This window comes from Nitrosopumilus sp. S4 (assembly GCF_054515835.1).
In genome coordinates this window covers 1577073-1597336 of record NZ_CM137258.1, presented here as the reverse complement: position 1 = coordinate 1597336, position 20264 = coordinate 1577073, and the positions used below count along the sequence as shown (strand labels likewise).

Sequence of the window (20264 nt, the reverse complement as noted above, 5' to 3'; positions counted from 1 at the left end):
ATGGGATGAGAATTCTATCCAAGTGAAATAAAGTGGAAACAAACCATACAATTAAAGAGAAAAGTCCTTCTGAATCACATGCCGAAGTTATAGTTAGGATGTTTCCATCTGATGCCAATCCAGCAGGAAATGTCTTTGGTGGTGAAATTCTAAAACATATTGATATGGTAGCAGGAATTGTTGCACAAAGACATTCTCAATCTAACGCTGTTACTGTTTCGATGGATAGTGTTAATTTCTTAAAACCTGTTTTTGTAGGAAATGTCCTCAAACTAAATGCTAGAATTAATTATGTTCATAACTCCTCTATGGAAATTGAAGTAAAAGCTGAAGCTGAAGACATAGTTACAGGTATTAGAACAGTCACTGGAACTGCATTTGTAACATTTGTTGCACTTGATAAAAATGGAAAACCAATGCATGTTCCAAAATTATCCCTAAAAACAGACGACGATAGAGCAAAATTTGAAGAAGGTAAACTACGAATGGAAAAGAGATTAAAAAATCGTAAAAAATAACAAACCTGTTTTTTATAGATCCATTTAAGAATAATGAAAATAATCTTTAGTTAATGTCTGAACAAGAAAAACCCAATGAATGGGATTCGTTGTGGCAAGAATACACAAAATCTCTAGAAAATTGGAAGACTCTATTTGAGCAAATTCAAAATGCTAGCAATGAAATGCAAGCTAAATTCAATGAAGTTTGGGAAAAAGCTACTGTAGAATCTAGTGCTGAAACAATGAAGCTATTTGGAGAAAACTGGCAAAAAGCATTGAATGATGCAGGAATGAAAAGTTTCAAAGACTTTAGTGAAAATTGGCAAAAATCACTTAATGATTCTAATGCCGCAACTTTCAAGCAATTTGCTGAAAATTGGCAAAATTCTCTTAGTTCATCTGCTCTTGAACAAATGAATGCATATGGTGAAATGATGAAAAAATTTGCTGAAACTTGGAGTTCAATGTGGCCAAAAACCAACTAGTAAAATGAATTGAGAGAAAAACTTCTCTTTTTTTGCACTTGTACTTCTTTAGAAATTCTTACAGCAATTGGCGTAACATCATATTTGTTTTATCTAAATGAACCAATTAATGGATTAATCTCAATGGTGGTTTTTGGAAAATTAATTATTTTTCATTTTATAATGGAGTATTTTGATAAAAAACATTCCAAAGAATTGAAGAAAATTATTTAAAAGTTAATTCTTAATTTCGTAATAATCCACTGAATGAGAAAACTGTCGGTTGTAATCCACTTCATTCCAAAATTTTTCCTCATCAATTCTTTTACCTTCAGAAATCCAAACATTCAATATTTTTTGCATAAACATTTGTGTAGTATCATCAATTTGTGGTCTTATCCCAGTATCTTTTTCAATTTTATCTCTTTCTTCTTTGAGTTTTTTTAAAACCTCTTTCAAATTTTTCCCATTAATTTGTGCAGCTTTTTCTTTTTTTTATTTGCATATCTTTTTTAAAATTAGAAAAAAATCCCATATTGTTTATCAGTTGTAGTTTTTAAAAAAGAGTTATGGATTAAATTTTTGAGATTCAAATTATTGATATTATTGCCTGATTTTTGATTATTTCCATGTAGTTAACTCCCTAATTTTCTCTCTAGAATCTTCTACTATTCTTTTAATTACTGGAATGTAAATTTCGGCGGTATATCCAATTTCTATATCATAATAATCATCAATGTCTATAAATGCAGATGTGACCACCTGATTTTCACTAACTTTAGGCTCATTATTTTGGATTCTTTTCTGATTAATAATTTCTAAAAATATTGGTAACTGCCTTTTTACTTCAAAATTTAGCTCATCTTTTGAACGTAATTTGTCGTTACTCAAATAGAATTTTATCTGTTGATAGATATCATCTTTGTATCTATTTGAAGCTCTAATCATTATTTTAATATCTGGTAATTTATTGAATTTCTTTCTGAATTCTAATATTCTTTTCATTGTTTTAGGTATGGGATTTTGATGTTCTTGATTTTCTTTATTAGAATACCACTCTGAAAATTTTATGGCATTAACATCATTCTTCTCTTTAGCTTTTTCATAAAATTTTTTTTGAGAAACAGTACCTGAAATAAATAGTCCAAAATCTCTATTTGCTTCTTCAAAAATTCCGTCAATTATTTTATTTATTGAATTTATGAATTCATTTAAAAAATAATTCACATAGAAAGGATCTGGATCATATTGTTGTATTTGTTTTAAATAAATTTCACAATTTTTTATTGATTCATCAATATCCATGTATTTTAATTAGATTCTTGTGTGGCATATTTGGATTGTGCTTTCAAGTTCATAGCAAGTTCTTTAAAAATTTCATTGACACTTACATCTACCAAATTGATGGTCGCATTTTCTTTCACAATTTGTTTTTCAAATTTTTCTTTAATTGCAAAAGATACTGATGACCAATGTAAAATTCCTTTCAATTGTTCTTCTACTGTAACATTAGTTGTTGGAAAATTTGCTGGAGAAAAAACAATACCATTAGTCCATTGCATTGTAGGAATTCCTCCACCTGATGATCTTGTACTAAATGCTATTTGTTTAACCCAATCATCAAAATGATATTCGATTACTTCATGAATTATCAACTTTTTCCATGGCTCTATAGAAATTTCCATTTGGATTTACTCAATTAATGCCAATTATAATCTTATTTTTGTGCCTATTTCTCTGTAAGTTCGCTTATTTAGTAGGAATTAATCATTATTTTTTATAATGGACAAATGGGCTGACTATCTAATTTCTCAAGTTAGCTATGACTCAAATCATTTGATCAATATAGCTATCCGCCACCAAGATTCTGAAAAAGGAATTACAGTTGGAAAACCAATTGATCGTTTGACTATAGCCTCTGACATCAAAAATGGCTTTACATATATCACAATTTACAGTGGAAATAATTCTTGGAAAAAAGGAAATAAAATCCAAACTTTTTCAATTAATGGTAATCCATATCTGAGAATAGATGGAAACAAAGTGAATTTAGATAATCTTGGTGATTTACCTCAGGTGCCAGTTGAAATTCAAAAACAACTTCAAGAATTAGAATCACAATCTGTAGAGACACCAGAACCAATTGCAGAACCTCCTCCCAGTCCTAGAGGTTCACTACCAAAACAATCAGCTGATGAGCTTCCACAAGAATTAGATCTTGCACCAGAACCAATTGCAGAACCTCCTCCCAGTCCTAGAGGTTCACTACCAAAACAATCAGCTGATGAGCTTCCACAAGAATTAGATCTTGCACCAGAACCAATTGCAGAATCAGAAGACGAGGCTACACCAGAACAAATTGCTAGACTGGAACAATTAGAAAAACAACTTCAAGAATTAGAATCACAATCTGTAGAGACACCAGAACCAATTGCAGAACCTCCTCCCAGTCCTAGAGGTTCACTACCAAAACAATCAGCTGATGAGCTTCCACAAGAATTAGATCTTGCACCAGAACCAATTGCAGAACCTCCTCCCAGTCCTAGAGGTTCACTACCAAAACAATCAGCTGATGAGCTTCCACAAGAATTAGATCTTGCACCAGAACCAATTGCAGAATCAGAAGACGAGGCTACACCAGAACAAATTGCTAGACTGGAACAATTAGAAAAACAACTTCAAGAATTAGAATCACAATCTGTAGAGACACCAGAACCAATTGCAGAACCTCCTCCCAGTCCTAGAGGTTCACTACCAAAACAATCAGCTGATGAGCTTCCACAAGAATTAGATCTTGCACCAGAACCAATTGCAGAACCTCCTCCCAGTCCTAGAGGTTCACTACCAAAACAATCAGCTGATGAGCTTCCACAAGAATTAGATCTTGCACCAGAACCAATTGCAGAATCAGAAGACGAGGCTACACCAGAACAAATCGCGCAGTTAAATGATCTTCAAGAACAAATTAATGAATTAGAAGATATGCTATCCTCAATTGTCTTTCCAGAAACAAAATCATTTGAAGAAGACGAGGCTACACCAGAACAAATCGCGCAGTTAAATGATCTTCAAGAACAAATTAATGAATTAGAAGATATACTTTCTACAAAATTAAGTTCTGATTTAATGAAATCTAAGAAAAAAACTACTAAAAAGAAATCCAAAAAACTCAAACCAAAAGTTGAAACTTTTGAAGTTAAAAAGAAAATTATTCCTAGAATCCAAAAGCAAAATAAAAAACTTGATTCTATGGAGAAAAAACTACATAGTTCAGTAAATCCACAAGATGTTACTCTAGAAAATAATTCTCCAGAGGCTTATTGTGTTAAATGTAAAACTAAGAGAAAAATTAAGAGTCCTCAAGAGACTACTATGAAAAATGGTAGACCAGCTACTACGGGATTTTGTTCTGAATGTGGATGTAAAGTTTTTAGAATTGGAAAAATGAAAAAATAAAAATAATTTACTGCTTTGATTACATTTGACCTGATTGCCAGGCTTGATTGAATTTTTTAATTGCCTCTTGATATGCCTTTATTGAATCATCACCCGAAGTTTTGAGAAATTTTTCCCACTGTTCATTGAATTTCTTAATTGATTCAATATTGGTTTCTTTGAAAATACTGTCTATCATCTTTGTTTGTTGTTTGATATATTCCGGACCTATTTCTTGCCAAGTATTTTCCCAACTTGAACTTACTTTTTTTAATAATTCAGCATCTGACTCAATAGCTTTTTGGCATGCGTCATGATATGTCATTAATGTTTCATTAGTTGCTTTTTGCCACTGTGCTAGAGATTCTTTCCATCCTGTTAAGGCAGAATTGTATTCTTTCCATGCTTTTTCAAATTCTGGTTTTTTTGATGGATTACTTGCTTGTTTTTTGGGTTTGGATGAGGTCTTTTTTACTGGTTTCTTTTTTGTAGTGCTCTTTTTCTTAGTAGCCATAATATTCTCTTAAAATAGTAGATGTTAAATCTTTCAAAAAAATTCTGAGTTTAAAACAACTTTTGAATATTAACTAAAATTTTGATGCTTTTGTATAATTTACTCTGTGTTCTAGATCTTTACCTTTGAACAATTTGTAGTGGTTTTTACAAAGATTCCTAGTTTCCCTAAAACTAATTTTTACAGTTTCTATGGCTTGTTGTTTACACTCTGAAATACTACATTGCATATTACAATTTTATTTTATTTCTTAATAAAACTTTGAAATTATGTAATTACCTATGCTAACTTTTTATCTGTGATTTAATTGAAAAAATTATGAATGATGATGAAAAAGGTAAAAGATTTTTAGAATTAATAGATGAGCAAAATAATATTCAATGGGGCATTGTTGCTAAATTATCCTCCTTAATTTCATCTAATTGGAATTCAGATGAAAGAAAAAAAGAACTTAAAGAATTAATTGAAAAGCATTCTGTTATAACTAAAGAACTAAACAGTCTAGATCAAAATAACAGTATTTTATAATGCTGAATCTACCATTAATGCAATAAATAATACTGCCAAATATGGACTGGAGAACTTAAACAATGTCCATGATGCTTTCTCCATTGGTTTTGCAATTACCCAAACAGATAGTGCTATCATTAATGCACCAGATGCAATTGCAGTCCACAAATATACTCCTCCTACCATAGCTTCTCCACTTTCTGTAGTGATAAAGAATGGAGCAATAGAAAATAATACCATAACCACAGTTGAACCAGCAATTGCTCTTGCCGATGTTTTCTCTGATTGTACTGCAGTTAACATTGGAACATTTACTTTATTGTAATCTTCTTTGAAATGTAATGTTAAAGCCCAAATGTGCATTGGAATCCAAATAAAGACTAATCCTGCCATAGCTAATCCCATTGTCCATAAATCTGACATACTTACTGCAACCCATCCAATCATTGGGGGTGAGCCTCCACATAATCCTCCTAGAATAATATTTGTCCTTGAATTTCTCTTTAATGCATATGAATAAACTAGAATGTTATTTGCCAATCCAAATGCAATGAATGTTGTAGCCCACAAACCTTGTTCTAATGTAGTAGTAAATGAAATTGCAAAAGCTAAAACTAATGATATACCTGCTAATGCTAATCCAAAGTTTCTTGCTTTTTCAGCAGGATGAATTCTTTTAGAAGGTAGGGGTCTTCCTTTTGTTCTTTCCATTATTGCATCTATATCTCTGTCATGATAGTTCGTCAATGTGTTAGCTGCAGCCGAGCCTGCAGCCACTGAAAATAACATGAAAATCCAAGTTGCCGGTGATATTTCAATTCCATAAATATTTGAGGCAGTTAATGCTGCTCCAAATGCAGTAAAAACTAACAAATACCAAATTTTTGGCTTTGTTAATTCATAGTATACTGCAACCCTGGATTCTGATTTTTGTTTTTGCACCGTTATTCACTATCCTTTGATGGCATATATGGCATTGCTTTCATTCGTGATTTCATTTCAATAAATGACTCTGAAGATTGAATTCCGTTAATTCTACCTATTTTTTCAGAGATCATCTTATGCATCTGATCTAAGGACTTTGAATACATTGTTACTAAAATATCAAACCTCCCTGTTACTTCTGCCACTTCACGTACTCCATCTATCTTGAATAACTCTTCAATAATGTGATCTCGTTTTTTTGTATCCATATTAATTCCGGTTAATGCTTTAACATTATAACCAAGCTCTACATCATTTACCACAATTGTAAATCGCTCAATTAATTTTCTCTTAACTAATCTTTTGATTCGTGAATATACTACAGAAGAATTTACATTAATTTTCTTTGATAATCTTGGAACTGAAATTGAGGCATCATTAGATAATTCGGATAAAATCTGTAAATCTAATTCGTCTACTTTTGCCGTTCAAAACACCTGAGTCGATCTAGATTTCTGGTTCTTATAAAGTTATTATTGAAAAAATTGCAAAAAAAATCTAAATCTTTCCTTTTTTGTATAACATTTCTGCTAATAAGACTGCACCTTTAGCTGAACCCATTTTTTTATTGTGTGAGAACAGCATGTACTTTAGCCCATGAACAAATAGTTCTTCTTTTTCTACTCTTCCAATTGTTGTCGTCATTCCATCTCCTACAGTTCTCTCCATTCTAGGTTGAGGTCTTGTAGGATCATCATGGAATGCATAATATTGTGCAGGTGCAGATGGTAATCCTATCACTGTACTATCTTTATTGTATTGATTGTATGTTTCTTTAGCCATTGCAGGATCAATTAGTTGTGTAGTTTCAACAAAAACTGATTCTGTATGCCCATCAATTACTGGAACTCTTGTACAAGTACAGCTGACTCTAATATCTGCATCAACAATTTTTCCATCTACCAATTTACCCAAAATTTTCCTTGTTTCAAGTCTTACTTTTCCCTCTTCTTTTGGGATATATGGAATAATGTTATCTGTAATTCCCATAGCTGATACACCTGATTTTCCACCGCCTGATATTGCTTGCATTGATGTCATCATTACTTTTTTTGCACCATATTTTTCAAGTAATGGCTTTAGAGTAATAGCTAATCCAGTTGTAGTACAGTTTGGAAGTGGAGCAACCCAACCTTTCCAATTTCTATTCTTCTTTTGAATATCTAGTAAATCTGATTGTTCATCGTTAATTCCTGGAATGAGAATTGGAACATCATCTTCATATCTATAGGCTGAACTAGTTGAGATTACAGGAAGGTCTGCAGCCATTTTTGTTTCTATAGCTCTAGCTGCTTCAGATTCTACTGCAGAAAATATTAAATCTAATTTTGATACATCTAATTCATCTATTCTTTTTACTGTCATTTCTTTGATATATTCAGGAATTTCTCCACCTACATCCCATGCAACAATTCCACTAGGATCTCTTATTGCATCCAGGTATTTTTTCCCAGCAGAACGTTCAGATGCTGCAATTTGTGTTACTTCAAACCATGGATGATTATTTAATGACTGGACAAATTCTTGACCAACAGAACCTGTAACACCAATTATTGCAACTCTTTTTTTATCCATATTTTGATAAATGATCGCTTTCAATTAATAATCCTTTACTGTTTTTACCAAAACATACTAAATCGGCTACTTCTATTTGGAACTGTGAAAATAACAACAAAATCTTCAATTCTTAATCACATTCCGGTAGAACATGGTGCCAGAAATCCACTAAATAATTCAAATTCTGTAATTGATTTTAGTTCAAATATCAATCCACTAGGAATGCCAAAATCTGTAAAAATGACTCTTCAAAAAAATTTGGATAATATTCAAAATTACCCTGATTTTGACTCTTCCATTGTTTTCTCAAGCCTAGAAAAATACACCCATTTACCCAGAGCCAATCTCACGGTAGGAAATGGCGCAATCGAAATTATCTATAATTTTTGCTTTGCATTTTTATCAAATAAAACATCTGTCTTAATTCCTATTCCAACATTTCAAGAATATGAAACAGCATCAAAACTACATAACTCAAAAGTTTTATTTTTAAAAACTATGAATTTGGAAGAGAATCTTGATTTATTTATTTCAAAAATTCCAAAAAATGGATGTGTATTTTTATGCAATCCAAATAATCCAACAGGTAATCTCTTATCAAAAAATAAAGTCCTTAAAATAATTAAATCAGCAAAAAAACTTTCTTCAATAGTATTTGTTGATGAATGTTTTATTGAATTAGTTCCAAGTCATAATGAATCTGTAATGTCTTATGTAAATGATTATGATAATTTGATAGTTTTACGTTCCTTGACAAAATCTTATGGACTGCCAGGAATAAGAATTGGTTATGCTGCAGGGTCTAAAAAAATTATTGAAATATTGGAAAAAATAAAAATTCCATGGAGTGTAAACTCTTTAGCACAACAGGCAGCTACTAGTGCTTTGAAAAATAAACTACATCTAAAAAAATCTAACACTCTAATTCAAAAAGAATTGAACTATCTTAAAGAACAATTTTCAAAATTAAATGGTTTTGAATATGTTGATTCGTATACAAATTTTATTTTAATTAAAACCATTTACAATTCAACTAATTTGAAATCAAAACTACTTAAACATAAAATTTTGATTAGAGATTGTAAAAATTTTAGAGGATTAAATAATCATTATTTCCGAATTGCAGTTAAACCCCACAAGGAGAATCTAAAACTCATTCAAGCTTTGGAGAAAATTATATGAAATCATTAATGATTCAGGGAACTTCTTCAGGTGCTGGAAAAACCACACTAGTTGCAGCACTATGCAGAATTTTTTCTGATAAAGGATATTCTGTTGCTCCGTTCAAATCTCAAAATATGTCTAATTTTGCCTATATCACGCCTAATTTTGAGATATCTCGTGCTCAAGCAATTCAGGCAATTGGAGCTAGATGCAAAATTACTCCTGATTTGAATCCAATACTGCTTAAGCCATTGGGAAATTACAATAGTATGGTGTATCTTAATGGCAAACGCTACAAGAAAATGCATGCCAAAGAGTATTATGAAAAATTTGTCAATTCTGATGGAATTAAAATTGCAACTAAATCTTTGAAGATACTACAGAAGAATCATGATTTAGTAATATTGGAAGGAGCAGGTTCCCCTGCAGAAATTAATTTACAAAAATATGATATTGCAAATATGAAAATTGCTAAGAAAGCAAATGCACATGTTTTATTAGTTTCCGATATTGATAAGGGTGGATCTTTTGCAAGTTTAGTAGGAACTATGGTATTGCTTGAGAAAAAATATCAAAAATTTGTTAAAGGATTTATCTTTAACAAGTTTAGAGGCGACATTAATGTCCTAAAACCTGGATATCAAAAATTAAAAAAAATTACGGGAATACCTGTCACAGGTACTATTCCACTTGTATCATTGAATTTACCTGAAGAAGATTCTCTAAATTGCAAACCTCAAGATTTTTCATGGAGTGATAAAAATATTTCAAAAATTGACAAAGAATTAGATGATTTGGCAAAAATTGTAAAATCCAATCTAAATATTAAATCAGTTGAGGCAATGCTAAAATGATTATAGAATCAATCTTGGTGGTCTCTCTTGCATTACTTCTTGATATGAAGTTTGGAGATCCAAAAAATAAGTATCATCCGACAGCTTGGATTGGAAAAATTATTGCTGTTCTTACACCGCTAGCAAAAAATCAAAATTCTAAATTAGAAATTATGGGAGGAATTTTCATAATAGTAATTACTTTAGGCATTGTAATTCTATTGATATCAACATTAACCGTTGGTTTATCATTACTCTCATCAGATATTTTCTCATTAATACTAACTGTCGTGATTGGTGGATTGCTTCTCAAAACAACAATTGCAATTCGTGGAATGGAAAACCATGCAAATGCTGTACTAGAATCACTTGGTAAAAATAACCTTGAATCCGCAAGGGAAAATCTATCCATGATTGTCAAACGTAATACTAAGAATTTAGACAAAAATCATGTGATTTCAGGCGTGCTAGAGAGTATTAGTGAAAATATTGTGGATGGAATTACAGGTCCCTTATTCTATTATGCTCTTTTAGGTTTGCCTGGAGCGTTTATGTATCGTGCAGTAAATACTGCTGATTCAATGATTGGATACAAATCTCAAATTTTTAAAAACATAGGATGGTTTGCAGCATCATGTGATACTATTCTTAATTATATTCCTGCAAGACTTACAGGATTAATTATGATTCTATCAGCTGCAATTTTACAAAACGATTGGAAAAAATCATTTAAAACTATGATTAGAGATAGTAAAAAAACTGAAAGCCCAAATGCTGGATATCCTATGGCTGCACTTGCAGGGGCCCTTCAAACTAAATTTGAAAAGATTAATCATTATGAATTAGGTAATGACGAAATTACATTAACAGAAGAGCATGTCTATTCAGCAATTAAAATAATGAAACTTTCATCAATTCTATTCTTTGGAATAATTACTATTCCAATAATTTCTATATTGTTTATTATGGGATGGTGGATTCATGCTTAAGGAAATTGGATCCGTATTTTCTTTTCTTACAATATTTCCATCATCAAACGCAACATTAGAAACAATTGCAAAATACATGTTTGTATTTCCAATTGTTGGAATTGTAATTGGATTAATTGTAGGTTCAATTGGATTGGGATTGTCCTTCTTTTTAGATCCTCTAATTGTTAGCTTGTTAGTAGTAGCATCTATTGCAATAATCACTGGAATTCATCATGCAGATGGATTAGCTGATTTTGCAGATGGTCTAATGGTAAAAGATACTAAAGAAAAAAAATTACAAGCAATGAAAGATCTTTCTACCGGTTCTGCAGGAATAGTTAGTATTGTTTTGTATTTACTTGGATTAATTATTACAATTTCATTAACAAGTGGATTTGATCTATTTCGTGCAATTTTGATAAGTGAAATTTTAGCAAAATTTTCTATGGTGTTGATGGCAAGTCTGGGAAATTCAGCCTCTCCAGGCTCAAATTCTCCATTTGTATCCATCATGAAGGATAAGAAAAAATTAACTGCAGCATTTATCATTATGATAATTCCAGTTGCACTACTTGGTGAAACAACTGGCTTTGTAATGTTGGGTGTGGCTGTAACTTTAACACTATTCATACTTGCAATATCCACTCGTAGTTTTGGAGGAATCACTGGTGATGTTCTTGGTGCAACAAATGAGCTTACAAGATTAGCTTCTCTTATGGTGTTTGTTTCAATATGATTGGTCTTGTGATGGCCGGTGGTAAAGGCACACGTATGAAATTATCTGAGGAAAAATTATTACTCAAATACAAAAAACCAATAATTCTTCATGTTATAGATTCACTAAAAAATTCTAACTGTTTTTCAAAAATTATTGCAATAACCAGCTCTAATTCTCCTAAAACTAAAAAACTCCTTGAAGAAAATAATATTGAAACATTTGACACATCTGGAATAGGATATGTTGAAGATCTAAATTCAGTTTTAAAAATTTTTAATGATTCTATATTTGTTACATCTGGCGATTTACCATTGTTAGATAATAAAGTAATTCAAAAAATTGTAAATAGTTATGATTCTCAAAATATTTGGACAAGCATTCTTGTTACAAACAAATTTCTTAATACTTTAGGTATTACTTCAGATTATTCTATAAATCTTAATGGTGAGAAATGCCATTACTCAGGAATATCTTTAGTGGATGCCAAAAAAATCACATCACTAGATAAGATTGATGAAAAATATATTGTAATTGATGACAAGAGAATTGCTTTTAATCTAAATACTAAAAGTGATTATGATTTACTCAGCACTGCCTGAGATTTTACCATTAATTTGAGCTTTTGAGCCTGTTGGTTCTGCAATTGCATTTCCGCATGAATTACATGATACTTGTGTTGATGCATGAGAGTATACTACTTGTAATTCTCCACATTCATTACAATTGACTTTTTGAAATTTACTTGCTGGTTTTGGAATTTCAATATGATCTTTCTTCATGCTGCTACCAACTCAAATTTCTTAATTCTAACGCCTTGTTTATTGTATTTCTTTTTGCAAACTGTACATGTCATAATAGGGGTAACTTTCTTGGTAACTTTTGCTGGCTTTGCTAATTTTGGGAATTTTTGTCCACCATACCCTTTTTTACGTTCTGCGTGTCTTCTTTCTCCTCGAGCAGAACCACGTCTTTTTCCAGCCTTGTAAATGGAGACCTTTTGTTCGGTATGTGTTTTACATTTAGCACAATACTTTCGGATCACCTTTGGTATGTTCATATCAACAAAACCTTTTCAACCGTAATTTAAGCATTGAATCTATAATAGGTTCAAAATTCAATAAATTATTGTGATGTCGAGCCTAGCAAATTCGATCTCTTCATTGAATTCTGTAGCAATGGGAGACAAAAGTGCCGATCTTGTTTTAAAAAACTGTAATTTGTTATCTGTCTACACCAGAGAAATTATCCCAAAAACTCAGATTGCAATAATTAAAGATAGAATTGCATATGTTGGTCCAGATGCATCTCACACAATTAATTCTAAAACAATAGTCATTGATGTAAAGGACAAATATGTTTCTCCAGGATTCGCTGATCCTCATTTACATATTGATCAATTTGTTTTACCATCTGAATTTGCAAAAAAATCACTTCTATGTGGTGTAACTTCTCTATTCTCTGATCCTATTGACATTGTTAGTGCAACCGGTTACAAAGGATTTCAGGAATTTCTTAAACTTGGAGAAGATCTACCAATCCGAATTTTCCAAGTAGTACCTGGTGGTCTTCCTGTTGATGCAAAATTTAGTAATTGTAAAACACTATCTCTTTCACAAGAAAAATCTGCAATAAAGCATCCACACGTTCTTGGAATGGGTGAAGTTTTTTCATGGACCAAAGTAACTCTTAGAGAACCTAAAACCATGAAATCACTTTCTACAATGCTAGAGTGTGATTGTATAATTAATGGTCACACTGCAGGCGCTAGTGAAAAAAAACTTAATGCATATGTTTCATCAGGAATCCTCTCTTGTCATGAACCAATAAATTTTGATCAAGTTTTGGAAAGATTACGTCTTGGAATGTGGATAATGATCAGAGAAGGATCCATTAGACGTGATTTAAAAGAAATAATTCCTCGTGTCTTATCTCATGGAACTTATCTTGATCGATTAATGTTTTGTTCTGATGGACTTGATCCATTAGACATTTTACATTTTGGTCACATTGATCACTGTATACGAGAATCAGTCAACCTTGGATTGTCTCCAATTGATGCAGTAACCATGGCTTCCAAGAATAATTTTGATTATTACAATATGGGAAAAGATCTTGGAGGAATTGCACCCGGAAAATTGGCAGATATTTTAATTTTTGATGATTTAAAATCATTCAAACCCAACAAAGTCTTCGTTGGTGGAAAGTTAGTGGTATCAAATGGTAACCTAGTAACTAAAATTAAGAAAAAACCTATCTCTCCTTGGATTAAAAAAACAGTAAAATTAAAAAAATTCTCTGAAAATGATTTTAAAATCAAATCAAAAAAGAAACAAGTTACTGCAAACACAATATTCATGCAAACTGAAATTATTACCAAACTGGGCTCAGCTAATCTATCATCTAAAGAAGGAAACATTGCAGCATCTGTGGATTCTGATGTTTGGAAGGTTGCCGCATTTGATAGAACTCAGGGAACCAATCACAATGCAATAGGATTTCTTGAGAATTTTGGCGCTGACATTGGCGCATTTGCTTCATCTTGGAGTTTTCATGAGAATGATTTGATAGTAATTGGTTCAAATGATTCTGATATGGCGCTTGCATCTAATCAGATTATCAAGAATCAAGGCGGTATTGTAGTAGTAAAATCTGGAAAAATTCTTGCATCAATGCCTTTGCAATTTGGAGGAATCATATCGACAGATTCTTTTGAAACGGTTTCTTCAAATTTTGAAGATATTACAAACTCTATTGTTGATTCAGGATGTAAATTTTCAAGACCTCACTTAATTCCACTATTCTTACCATTTTTGGCATTACCATCAGTAAGAATTCTGGCAGGTGGAATTGTTGATGTGAAAAAACGTTGTTACATTCCGCCGATCATCTAAGTAATGTTAAAAAGGGGGATTCAGGGGATTGTAGCTGAATCTAAATGGCATCAATTCAACAAGGACCAAATGGACCTGTATTGGTTCTCAAAGAGAGTGCATTACAGCAAAAAGGCAAAGATGCTCAACATAACAATATAGCTGCTGCAAAACTAGTCGCAGAATTGGTAAAAAGTAGTCTAGGACCACGAGGTCTTGACAAAATGCTAGTTGATTCTCTAGGTGATGTTACCATTACAAATGATGGTGCTACTATTTTAAAAGAAATTGATGTTCAACACCCAGCTGCTAAAATGATGGTTGAAATTTCAAAAACTGTTGATAATGAAGTTGGAGATGGAACTACTTCATCCGTAGTATTTGGTGGTGCTCTTTTAGCTAAAGCAGAAGACCTTCTCAAAAAAGATGTTCATTCTTCAACAATTATTGATGGATATCAAGCAGCTGCTGAAAAAACTCTAGAAATTTACTCTGAATTATCCAAGAAAATTAAACCTGATGATAAAGAATCTCTTCTTAAAATTGCAACAACAAGTATGCAATCTAAATTAATCTCTGAAGATAGTGATACACTATCAAAAATTGTTGTAGATGCAATTCTTAGAATTGCAGTAAAGAAAGGAGAGGAATATACTGTTGATCTTGAAAACCTTAAAGTTGAAAAGAAAGCTGGTGGTTCAATCCAAGACACCCAAATTGTTCAAGGAATTGTTTTAGATAAAGAAATTGTACACAGTGGAATGCCAACAAAAATTGAAAAAGCACAAATTGCATTAATCAACTCAGCATTAGAAATTGAAAAAACAGAAATGAGTTCTGAAATTCGAATCACTGATCCTACTCAAATGCAGATGTTCCTAGAAGAAGAAAATAGAATGCTAAAGTCTATGGTTGAGAAATTACATGATGTTGGTGTTAATGTTTTGATTTGTCAAAAGGGAATTGATGATATTGCACAACACTATCTTGCAAAGCATGGTATTATGGCAGTTAGACGTGTAAAAGAAAGTGACATGATAAAACTATCCAAAGCAACAGGTGGACGTGTTATTAATAATCTAGATGATCTTTCAGAAAAAGATCTTGGTACCGCAGATTTGGTTCATCAAAAGAAAGTAGAATCTGACAAATGGGTCTTTATTGAAGGATGCAAACATCCACAATCTGTAACTTTGTTGATTCGTGGTGGTTCTCAAAGAGTAATAGATGAAGTTGACCGTTCTATTCATGATTCATTAATGGTTGTAAAGGATGTAATTGAAAAACCAGAAATTGTAGCTGGTGGTGGAGCTCCAGAATCTTATGCTGCATCATTACTAAAAGATTGGGCAGATAATTTTGATGGAAGAGAACAACTTGCCATCAAAAAATATGCTGAAGCACTAGAAACAATCCCGTTAACAATTGCTGAAAATGCTGGCATGGATCCAATTGATACTATGGCAAATCTGAGAGCAAAACAATCTCAGGGCCGTAAATGGACTGGTATTGATGCAAGAAATACAAAGATTGCAGATATGATGATCATTAATGTAGTTGAACCAATTGTAGTTAAAGAACAAATTATCAAATCTGCAACTGAAGCTGCATGCATGATTCTTAGAATTGATGATGTGATAGCCGTATCTGGTGGTCCAGGTGGCGGCGGTATGCCTTCAATGGGTTAAAGCAATTAACTTAAGCAATATTATTTTAATAATTATTTGATGACTAAGGTTGGAATCGACTTAGGTGGAACAAAAACTGAAGTAATTGTTCTTGATGAAGAACTCAATGTTAAAGACAGAAAAAGAGCACCTACTCCAAAAGATGATTATCAAGAAATTATCAAAACTATCTCAACACTAGTTTCAGACGTAACAAAAAACATTTCTGATTTTTCTATTGGTATATGCACACCTGGTGCTATATCTAAGAAGACTGGATTAATAAAAAATAGTAATACTCAATGCCTTATTGGTAAACCAATCAAGGAAGACTTGGAAAATATTTTAGGAAAAAAAATTTCCATGGAAAATGATGCTAATTGTTTTACAATTGCTGAATCTAAAATGGGTTCTGCCAAGGGATATAGTTTGGTCTTTGGAGTAATAATGGGAACAGGTGTAGGTGGTGGAATTGTGTATAATGGAAATTTGCATACTGGTCCGACCAATATTGCTGGAGAATGGGGACATCATACTCTACATAGAAATGGAAATCCTTGTTATTGCGGTAAAAATGGATGTGTAGAAACTTACATCAGTGGACCGTCTTTGGAAAATCAATGGACCAAACTTACAGGCAAATCACTAACACTAATTGAAATTCTTGGAAATATTGATAACGATGTGGGTAGATCATGGAAAAACGAATTATTAGAAAATTTTGGATATGGATTAGCTAATGTTATTGATATTTTAGATCCTGATGCAATTGTTTTAGGTGGTGGATTATCAAACATAGATTTTCTTTACACTGAAGGAAAAGAATCTGTTTATTCCAAAGTTTTTTCAGATTCTATTGAGACTCCAATTTTAAAAAATAAACTGGGGGATTCTGCAGGTGTTTTTGGAGCATGCCTACTTTAAATAATTAATTCCATTTTGGAATCAATTTGGTGTAAAAATGTCGATTATAGATATATCTTAACTAATCTTTAAAAAATTGAGATATGTTGATTTCAAAAATTATCGGATTATTTTCCATTTTGATGTTATTACAAATATCCTTAGTTTATGCTGAAGAAGATTTACCAATTATTACAATAGATTTTGTTTCAGGGAATGTTATAGATTTAGATAAAGATTCTACAATGATAAGAGCTAATATTCAAATTGAAAATTACAATCCTCAAGATGGTTATCACTTCATGCAAATAATTCGATTAAGTGATGGGGAAATTATCAAGGATACTGAAATTCTACCCAAAGTTATTGAAGATGATTTGTTTGGAGTTCAAATTTTACACTATCTTGATCCTGATCAAAATGAAGAAGAAATTTTAGGTGACTATGGATTTAGAATTTACTCTGAATATGGAATTAGTGAAACTGTATCAACATTTTCCATTATCAAATCCAGTATGCCATTAGCTGTAACTCAAAATACTATTGAAGAATTAGAAATTCCTGAAGAAATTGTAGAACCAGAAAATATTGAAGAATTAGAAATTCTTGAAATGTCTGAATCTAAAATCCCTAGTTGGGTTCATGATATTTTTATCTGGTATGCTGAAAAAACTATAACAGAAAATGAATTACTTACTGCACTAGAGTATCTAATTTCACAAGGAATTCTTGATGTAAATTCTGATTAATTAAATATACCTACAAATTACATATTTTTGGGTTGGAAAATTCAAAAAATAATACATCCCTACGTACAGTAGAGTGGAAAAATAATAAGGTAATAATGATTGATCAAACCAAACTGCCTAATGAACTTGTTTTTGAAGAATATGATGATTTTAATCAAATAGCTAACGCAATCAAAACTCTAGTAGTTAGAGGAGCCCCTGCAATTGGAGTTTCAGGAGCCTTTGGTTTGGCATTAGCAGCATTACAAAGTAAGGCTACTACTAAAGATGAATTTTTAACTGATTTAGAAAACGCAAGAAAAATTCTTTTTGCAACTAGACCAACAGCTGTAAACTTGGGATGGGGATTAGAAAAAATAATGAATGTAGCAAATACCGGTAACACCATTGAAGAAATTAAAGAGTTAGTTATTTCAGAGGCCAAAAAAATGGCAGATGAAGATATTGAAATTAACAAAGCTATGGGAAAGAACGGCTCTGTTCTTTTTGATAATGATGATACCATAATGACTCATTGCAATGCAGGTGCCCTAGCTACTGTATCTTATGGAACTGCTCTAGGTGTAATAAGAGCAACACGTGAGAGTGGAAAAAATGTTAAAGTTATTGCAACTGAGACAAGACCAATCCAACAGGGTTCTAGATTGACTGCATTTGAGCTAAAACATGATGGATTTGATGTAAGTTTGATCCCAGATACTGCTGTAGGATATTCAATGGCAAATGGATTAGTAAACAAAGTTGTAGTGGGAGCAGATAGAATTGTAAAAACAGGTCATGTTTTTAACAAGATTGGAACTTATCAGGTAGCTACAATGGCAAAACAACATGGAATTCCTTTCTATGTTGCAGCACCACTCTCTACCATTGATTTACAAAACAAAGCTGAGGATGTTATTATTGAGATGAGAAAAGGAAGTGAAGTTACAGGAATTGGCGATAAAAAGACTGCACCTGATGATATCAATGTAATTAATCCTGCCTTTGATATGACTCCACCTGAACTAATCTCGGGAATTATTACAGAAAAAGGCGTGGCTAGGGCTCCTTATGAGGAATCCATTCCAAAATTATTTGAAGCTAATTAATAGAAAGTTTTTATTGTTTTTCTAGAGTCAGTTACACTATGAGTACTGTTTCTCCACAGGCAATTGAAGAATCATTAAAGCAATGCATGGATCCTGAAGTTCCACTAAATATTGTAGAAATGGGATTAATCTATGGAATTGATGTTGCAGAAAATAATGATGTTAATATCAAAATGACTATGACTACACAAGGTTGCCCTCTTCATGAAACTTTGGTTTCTGATGCAACAAGGTATGTCAAAAAAGTTCCTGGTGTAAATAATGTAAAAATTGACATTGTATGGGAGCCAGCATGGTCAATGGATAAAATGTCTGAAGAAGCTAAAATGAAAATAAAAAATATGAGTGCTGGGATGAATACTCCTGCACCAATTAACTATGAAACTGCATTACCACAAGGAGTTGGAAAACTAGTTCAGCAAGAAGACGGTTCAATGGTATTGGCCAATGAACATGAACAGGGATTTATGGTAAATCAAGCAATTGTAGACTTTTGGAAATCTTGTAATGGGCAACGTAAAGTTACTGATCTTGTTGAGGTATTTGCTCAGCAAACTGGACTACAAAGAAATCAAGTAGAAAAAGAAGTTATGCAATTGTTACAACAATTACGTGATGGTGGATTAATTGCAATTGCAGGACAACCAGATACGCCTAATGTTGAATTTAAAAAATAATACTAAAAAATATAGTTTGAATTTGCACCATCAAAGTTTATTGTAACACCTGATAGGTATTTTATCTTATTATCGATAATCGATTTTACAAAGTTTCCAATCTCTTCAGGCTCTCCTAGTCTTTTCATTGGTAATGATTCTTTAAATTGTTCAACATTGTCGATTAGTTCTTTGGTTCTATCTGTATTGATTGGACCAGGTGCAATGTTAATGCAACTGATATTTTTCTGGGCATATTCTTTACTCAATACTTTAAACACTTCACTAAATGCAGCACGATAAGCTGAAGATATTATCAGTTTAGAATTTGGCTCTTTTATGACATTTGAACTAATTAAAAAGATGTAGCCTCCATCACTTACATTGATATTTTGTAATATTGTACAAAATCCTAAAAATAATTGATTGTGATATATTTTCCAATCTTCTTCTGTAATTGTTGCAAATGGTTTTGGGACAGGACCGCCAGTATTTAACACAAGAATATCTGTTTGATTGTGATTTTTTACAAATTCCCTAACACTGTTCAAATCTGAAGTATCAATATCACTTTTTGATGCTGCAAAAACATCAATGTCAATTGATTTTAATGAATTTGAAATTGCTTTTCCTATTCCTCTAGAACCTCCGAGAACTATTGCTTTAGTCATACTAGTTTCA

At 32.0% G+C, this 20264-nt stretch carries 26 protein-coding genes; 15 read left to right on the top strand and 11 right to left on the bottom strand.

The window, feature by feature from the left end:
- Positions 1 to 32: 32 nt before the first annotated feature.
- On the top strand, positions 33 to 518 hold the full coding sequence (locus ACX119_RS09570) for an acyl-CoA thioesterase (RefSeq protein ID WP_459351018.1): 486 nt from the start codon (positions 33 to 35) through the stop codon (positions 516 to 518).
- A gap of 53 nt (positions 519 to 571) precedes the next feature.
- Positions 572 to 985, top strand: a complete 414-nt coding sequence (locus ACX119_RS09565; protein WP_459351017.1) for a hypothetical protein — start codon at positions 572 to 574, stop codon at positions 983 to 985.
- Positions 986 to 1201: 216 nt separating this feature from the next.
- On the opposite strand, the gene ACX119_RS09560 is transcribed toward ACX119_RS09565, so the two are convergent.
- From ACX119_RS09560 to ACX119_RS09550, 3 genes are all read right to left on the bottom strand, one after another.
- A complete protein-coding gene (locus ACX119_RS09560; RefSeq protein WP_459351016.1) occupies positions 1202 to 1423 on the bottom strand; it encodes a hypothetical protein in 222 nt (73 codons plus the stop codon).
- Positions 1424 to 1585: 162 nt separating this feature from the next.
- Positions 1586 to 2269 (bottom strand): hypothetical protein, encoded by a 684-nt coding sequence (locus ACX119_RS09555; RefSeq protein WP_459351015.1) that lies wholly within the window; start codon positions 2267 to 2269, stop codon positions 1586 to 1588.
- 5 nt (positions 2270 to 2274) lie between these two features.
- On the bottom strand, positions 2275 to 2649 hold the full coding sequence (locus tag ACX119_RS09550; protein ID WP_459351014.1) for a hypothetical protein: 375 nt from the start codon (positions 2647 to 2649) through the stop codon (positions 2275 to 2277).
- A 97-nt stretch (positions 2650 to 2746) separates the two neighbouring features.
- On the opposite strand from ACX119_RS09550, the gene ACX119_RS09545 reads away from it, so the two are divergent.
- Complete coding sequence (locus tag ACX119_RS09545; RefSeq protein WP_459351013.1) at positions 2747 to 4420, top strand: DUF5679 domain-containing protein; 1674 nt, start codon at positions 2747 to 2749, stop codon at positions 4418 to 4420.
- Between the two features lie 19 nt (positions 4421 to 4439).
- Here ACX119_RS09545 and ACX119_RS09540 read toward each other — a convergent pair whose 3' ends face one another.
- Both ACX119_RS09540 and ACX119_RS09535 read right to left on the bottom strand, forming a co-directional pair.
- The gene (locus tag ACX119_RS09540; protein WP_459351012.1) at positions 4440 to 4913 is read right to left on the bottom strand and encodes a hypothetical protein; all 474 of its coding nucleotides are present in this window, start codon (positions 4911 to 4913) and stop codon (positions 4440 to 4442) included.
- Positions 4914 to 4986: 73 nt separating this feature from the next.
- Entirely contained in the window at positions 4987 to 5142 is a 156-nt protein-coding gene (locus ACX119_RS09535) for a hypothetical protein (RefSeq protein WP_459351011.1), read from the bottom strand.
- An 89-nt stretch (positions 5143 to 5231) separates the two neighbouring features.
- On the opposite strand from ACX119_RS09535, the gene ACX119_RS09530 reads away from it, so the two are divergent.
- Positions 5232 to 5441, top strand: a complete 210-nt coding sequence (locus tag ACX119_RS09530; RefSeq protein ID WP_459351010.1) for a hypothetical protein — start codon at positions 5232 to 5234, stop codon at positions 5439 to 5441.
- Here ACX119_RS09530 and cyoE read toward each other — a convergent pair.
- The 3 genes from cyoE to asd form a co-directional block, all read right to left on the bottom strand.
- Positions 5436 to 6365, bottom strand: a complete 930-nt coding sequence (gene cyoE, locus ACX119_RS09525) for a heme o synthase (RefSeq protein WP_459351009.1) — start codon at positions 6363 to 6365, stop codon at positions 5436 to 5438. The genes ACX119_RS09530 and cyoE overlap by 6 nt on opposite strands.
- Positions 6366 to 6367: 2 nt before the next feature.
- On the bottom strand, positions 6368 to 6670 hold the full coding sequence (locus ACX119_RS09520; RefSeq protein ID WP_459351008.1) for an Lrp/AsnC family transcriptional regulator: 303 nt from the start codon (positions 6668 to 6670) through the stop codon (positions 6368 to 6370).
- Positions 6671 to 6905: 235 nt separating this feature from the next.
- Positions 6906 to 7982, bottom strand: coding sequence for an aspartate-semialdehyde dehydrogenase (asd, locus tag ACX119_RS09515; protein ID WP_459351007.1), 1077 nt, complete (start codon positions 7980 to 7982; stop codon positions 6906 to 6908).
- Between the two features lie 84 nt (positions 7983 to 8066).
- Here asd and ACX119_RS09510 point away from each other — a divergent pair, with 84 nt between their 5' ends.
- Genes ACX119_RS09510 through ACX119_RS09490 form a run of 5 tightly spaced genes read left to right on the top strand, consistent with a single transcriptional unit; the run spans position 8067 to position 12249 of the window.
- Positions 8067 to 9146, top strand: coding sequence for a pyridoxal phosphate-dependent aminotransferase (locus ACX119_RS09510; RefSeq protein ID WP_459351006.1), 1080 nt, complete (start codon positions 8067 to 8069; stop codon positions 9144 to 9146).
- Positions 9143 to 9982 (top strand): cobyric acid synthase, encoded by an 840-nt coding sequence (locus ACX119_RS09505; RefSeq protein ID WP_459351005.1) that lies wholly within the window; start codon positions 9143 to 9145, stop codon positions 9980 to 9982. The genes ACX119_RS09510 and ACX119_RS09505 overlap by 4 nt, the downstream gene beginning before the upstream one ends.
- The gene (locus tag ACX119_RS09500) at positions 9979 to 10950 is read left to right on the top strand and encodes a cobalamin biosynthesis protein (protein WP_459351004.1); all 972 of its coding nucleotides are present in this window, start codon (positions 9979 to 9981) and stop codon (positions 10948 to 10950) included. The genes ACX119_RS09505 and ACX119_RS09500 overlap by 4 nt, the downstream gene beginning before the upstream one ends.
- Positions 10943 to 11668, top strand: coding sequence for an adenosylcobinamide-GDP ribazoletransferase (gene cobS / locus ACX119_RS09495; RefSeq protein ID WP_459351003.1), 726 nt, complete (start codon positions 10943 to 10945; stop codon positions 11666 to 11668). Before ACX119_RS09500 ends, cobS begins: the two co-directional genes overlap by 8 nt.
- Entirely contained in the window at positions 11665 to 12249 is a 585-nt protein-coding gene (locus ACX119_RS09490; RefSeq protein WP_459351002.1) for an NTP transferase domain-containing protein, read from the top strand. Before cobS ends, ACX119_RS09490 begins: the two co-directional genes overlap by 4 nt.
- Here the strand turns inward: ACX119_RS09490 and ACX119_RS09485 are convergent.
- Positions 12232 to 12429: a 30S ribosomal protein S27e gene (locus ACX119_RS09485; RefSeq protein ID WP_459351001.1), complete on the bottom strand. Its 198-nt coding sequence runs from the start codon at positions 12427 to 12429 to the stop codon at positions 12232 to 12234. The two genes, ACX119_RS09490 and ACX119_RS09485, sit on opposite strands and share 18 nt — an antisense overlap.
- Entirely contained in the window at positions 12426 to 12707 is a 282-nt protein-coding gene (locus tag ACX119_RS09480) for a 50S ribosomal protein L44e (protein ID WP_297593571.1), read from the bottom strand. The genes ACX119_RS09485 and ACX119_RS09480 overlap by 4 nt, the downstream gene beginning before the upstream one ends.
- A 118-nt stretch (positions 12708 to 12825) precedes the next feature.
- On the opposite strand from ACX119_RS09480, the gene ACX119_RS09475 reads away from it, so the two are divergent.
- The 6 genes from ACX119_RS09475 (at position 12826) to ACX119_RS09450 (ending at position 19604) form a co-directional block, all read left to right on the top strand.
- Positions 12826 to 14541 (top strand): adenine deaminase, encoded by a 1716-nt coding sequence (locus ACX119_RS09475; protein ID WP_459352028.1) that lies wholly within the window; start codon positions 12826 to 12828, stop codon positions 14539 to 14541.
- Between the two features lie 44 nt (positions 14542 to 14585).
- The gene (gene thsB / locus ACX119_RS09470) at positions 14586 to 16208 is read left to right on the top strand and encodes a thermosome subunit beta (protein ID WP_459351000.1); all 1623 of its coding nucleotides are present in this window, start codon (positions 14586 to 14588) and stop codon (positions 16206 to 16208) included.
- Positions 16209 to 16247: 39 nt separating this feature from the next.
- Positions 16248 to 17111: an ROK family protein gene (locus ACX119_RS09465; protein ID WP_459350999.1), complete on the top strand. Its 864-nt coding sequence runs from the start codon at positions 16248 to 16250 to the stop codon at positions 17109 to 17111.
- 122 nt (positions 17112 to 17233) lie between these two features.
- Positions 17234 to 17839, top strand: coding sequence for a hypothetical protein (locus ACX119_RS09460; RefSeq protein ID WP_459350998.1), 606 nt, complete (start codon positions 17234 to 17236; stop codon positions 17837 to 17839).
- A 95-nt stretch (positions 17840 to 17934) separates the two neighbouring features.
- Positions 17935 to 18927, top strand: a complete 993-nt coding sequence (gene mtnA, locus ACX119_RS09455; RefSeq protein ID WP_459352027.1) for an S-methyl-5-thioribose-1-phosphate isomerase — start codon at positions 17935 to 17937, stop codon at positions 18925 to 18927.
- Between the two features lie 38 nt (positions 18928 to 18965).
- On the top strand, positions 18966 to 19604 hold the full coding sequence (locus tag ACX119_RS09450) for a PqqD family peptide modification chaperone (protein ID WP_459350997.1): 639 nt from the start codon (positions 18966 to 18968) through the stop codon (positions 19602 to 19604).
- A gap of 2 nt (positions 19605 to 19606) precedes the next feature.
- Here ACX119_RS09450 and ACX119_RS09445 read toward each other — a convergent pair whose 3' ends face one another.
- Complete coding sequence (locus ACX119_RS09445) at positions 19607 to 20254, bottom strand: SDR family NAD(P)-dependent oxidoreductase (protein ID WP_459350996.1); 648 nt, start codon at positions 20252 to 20254, stop codon at positions 19607 to 19609.
- Positions 20255 to 20264: the final 10 nt, after the last annotated feature.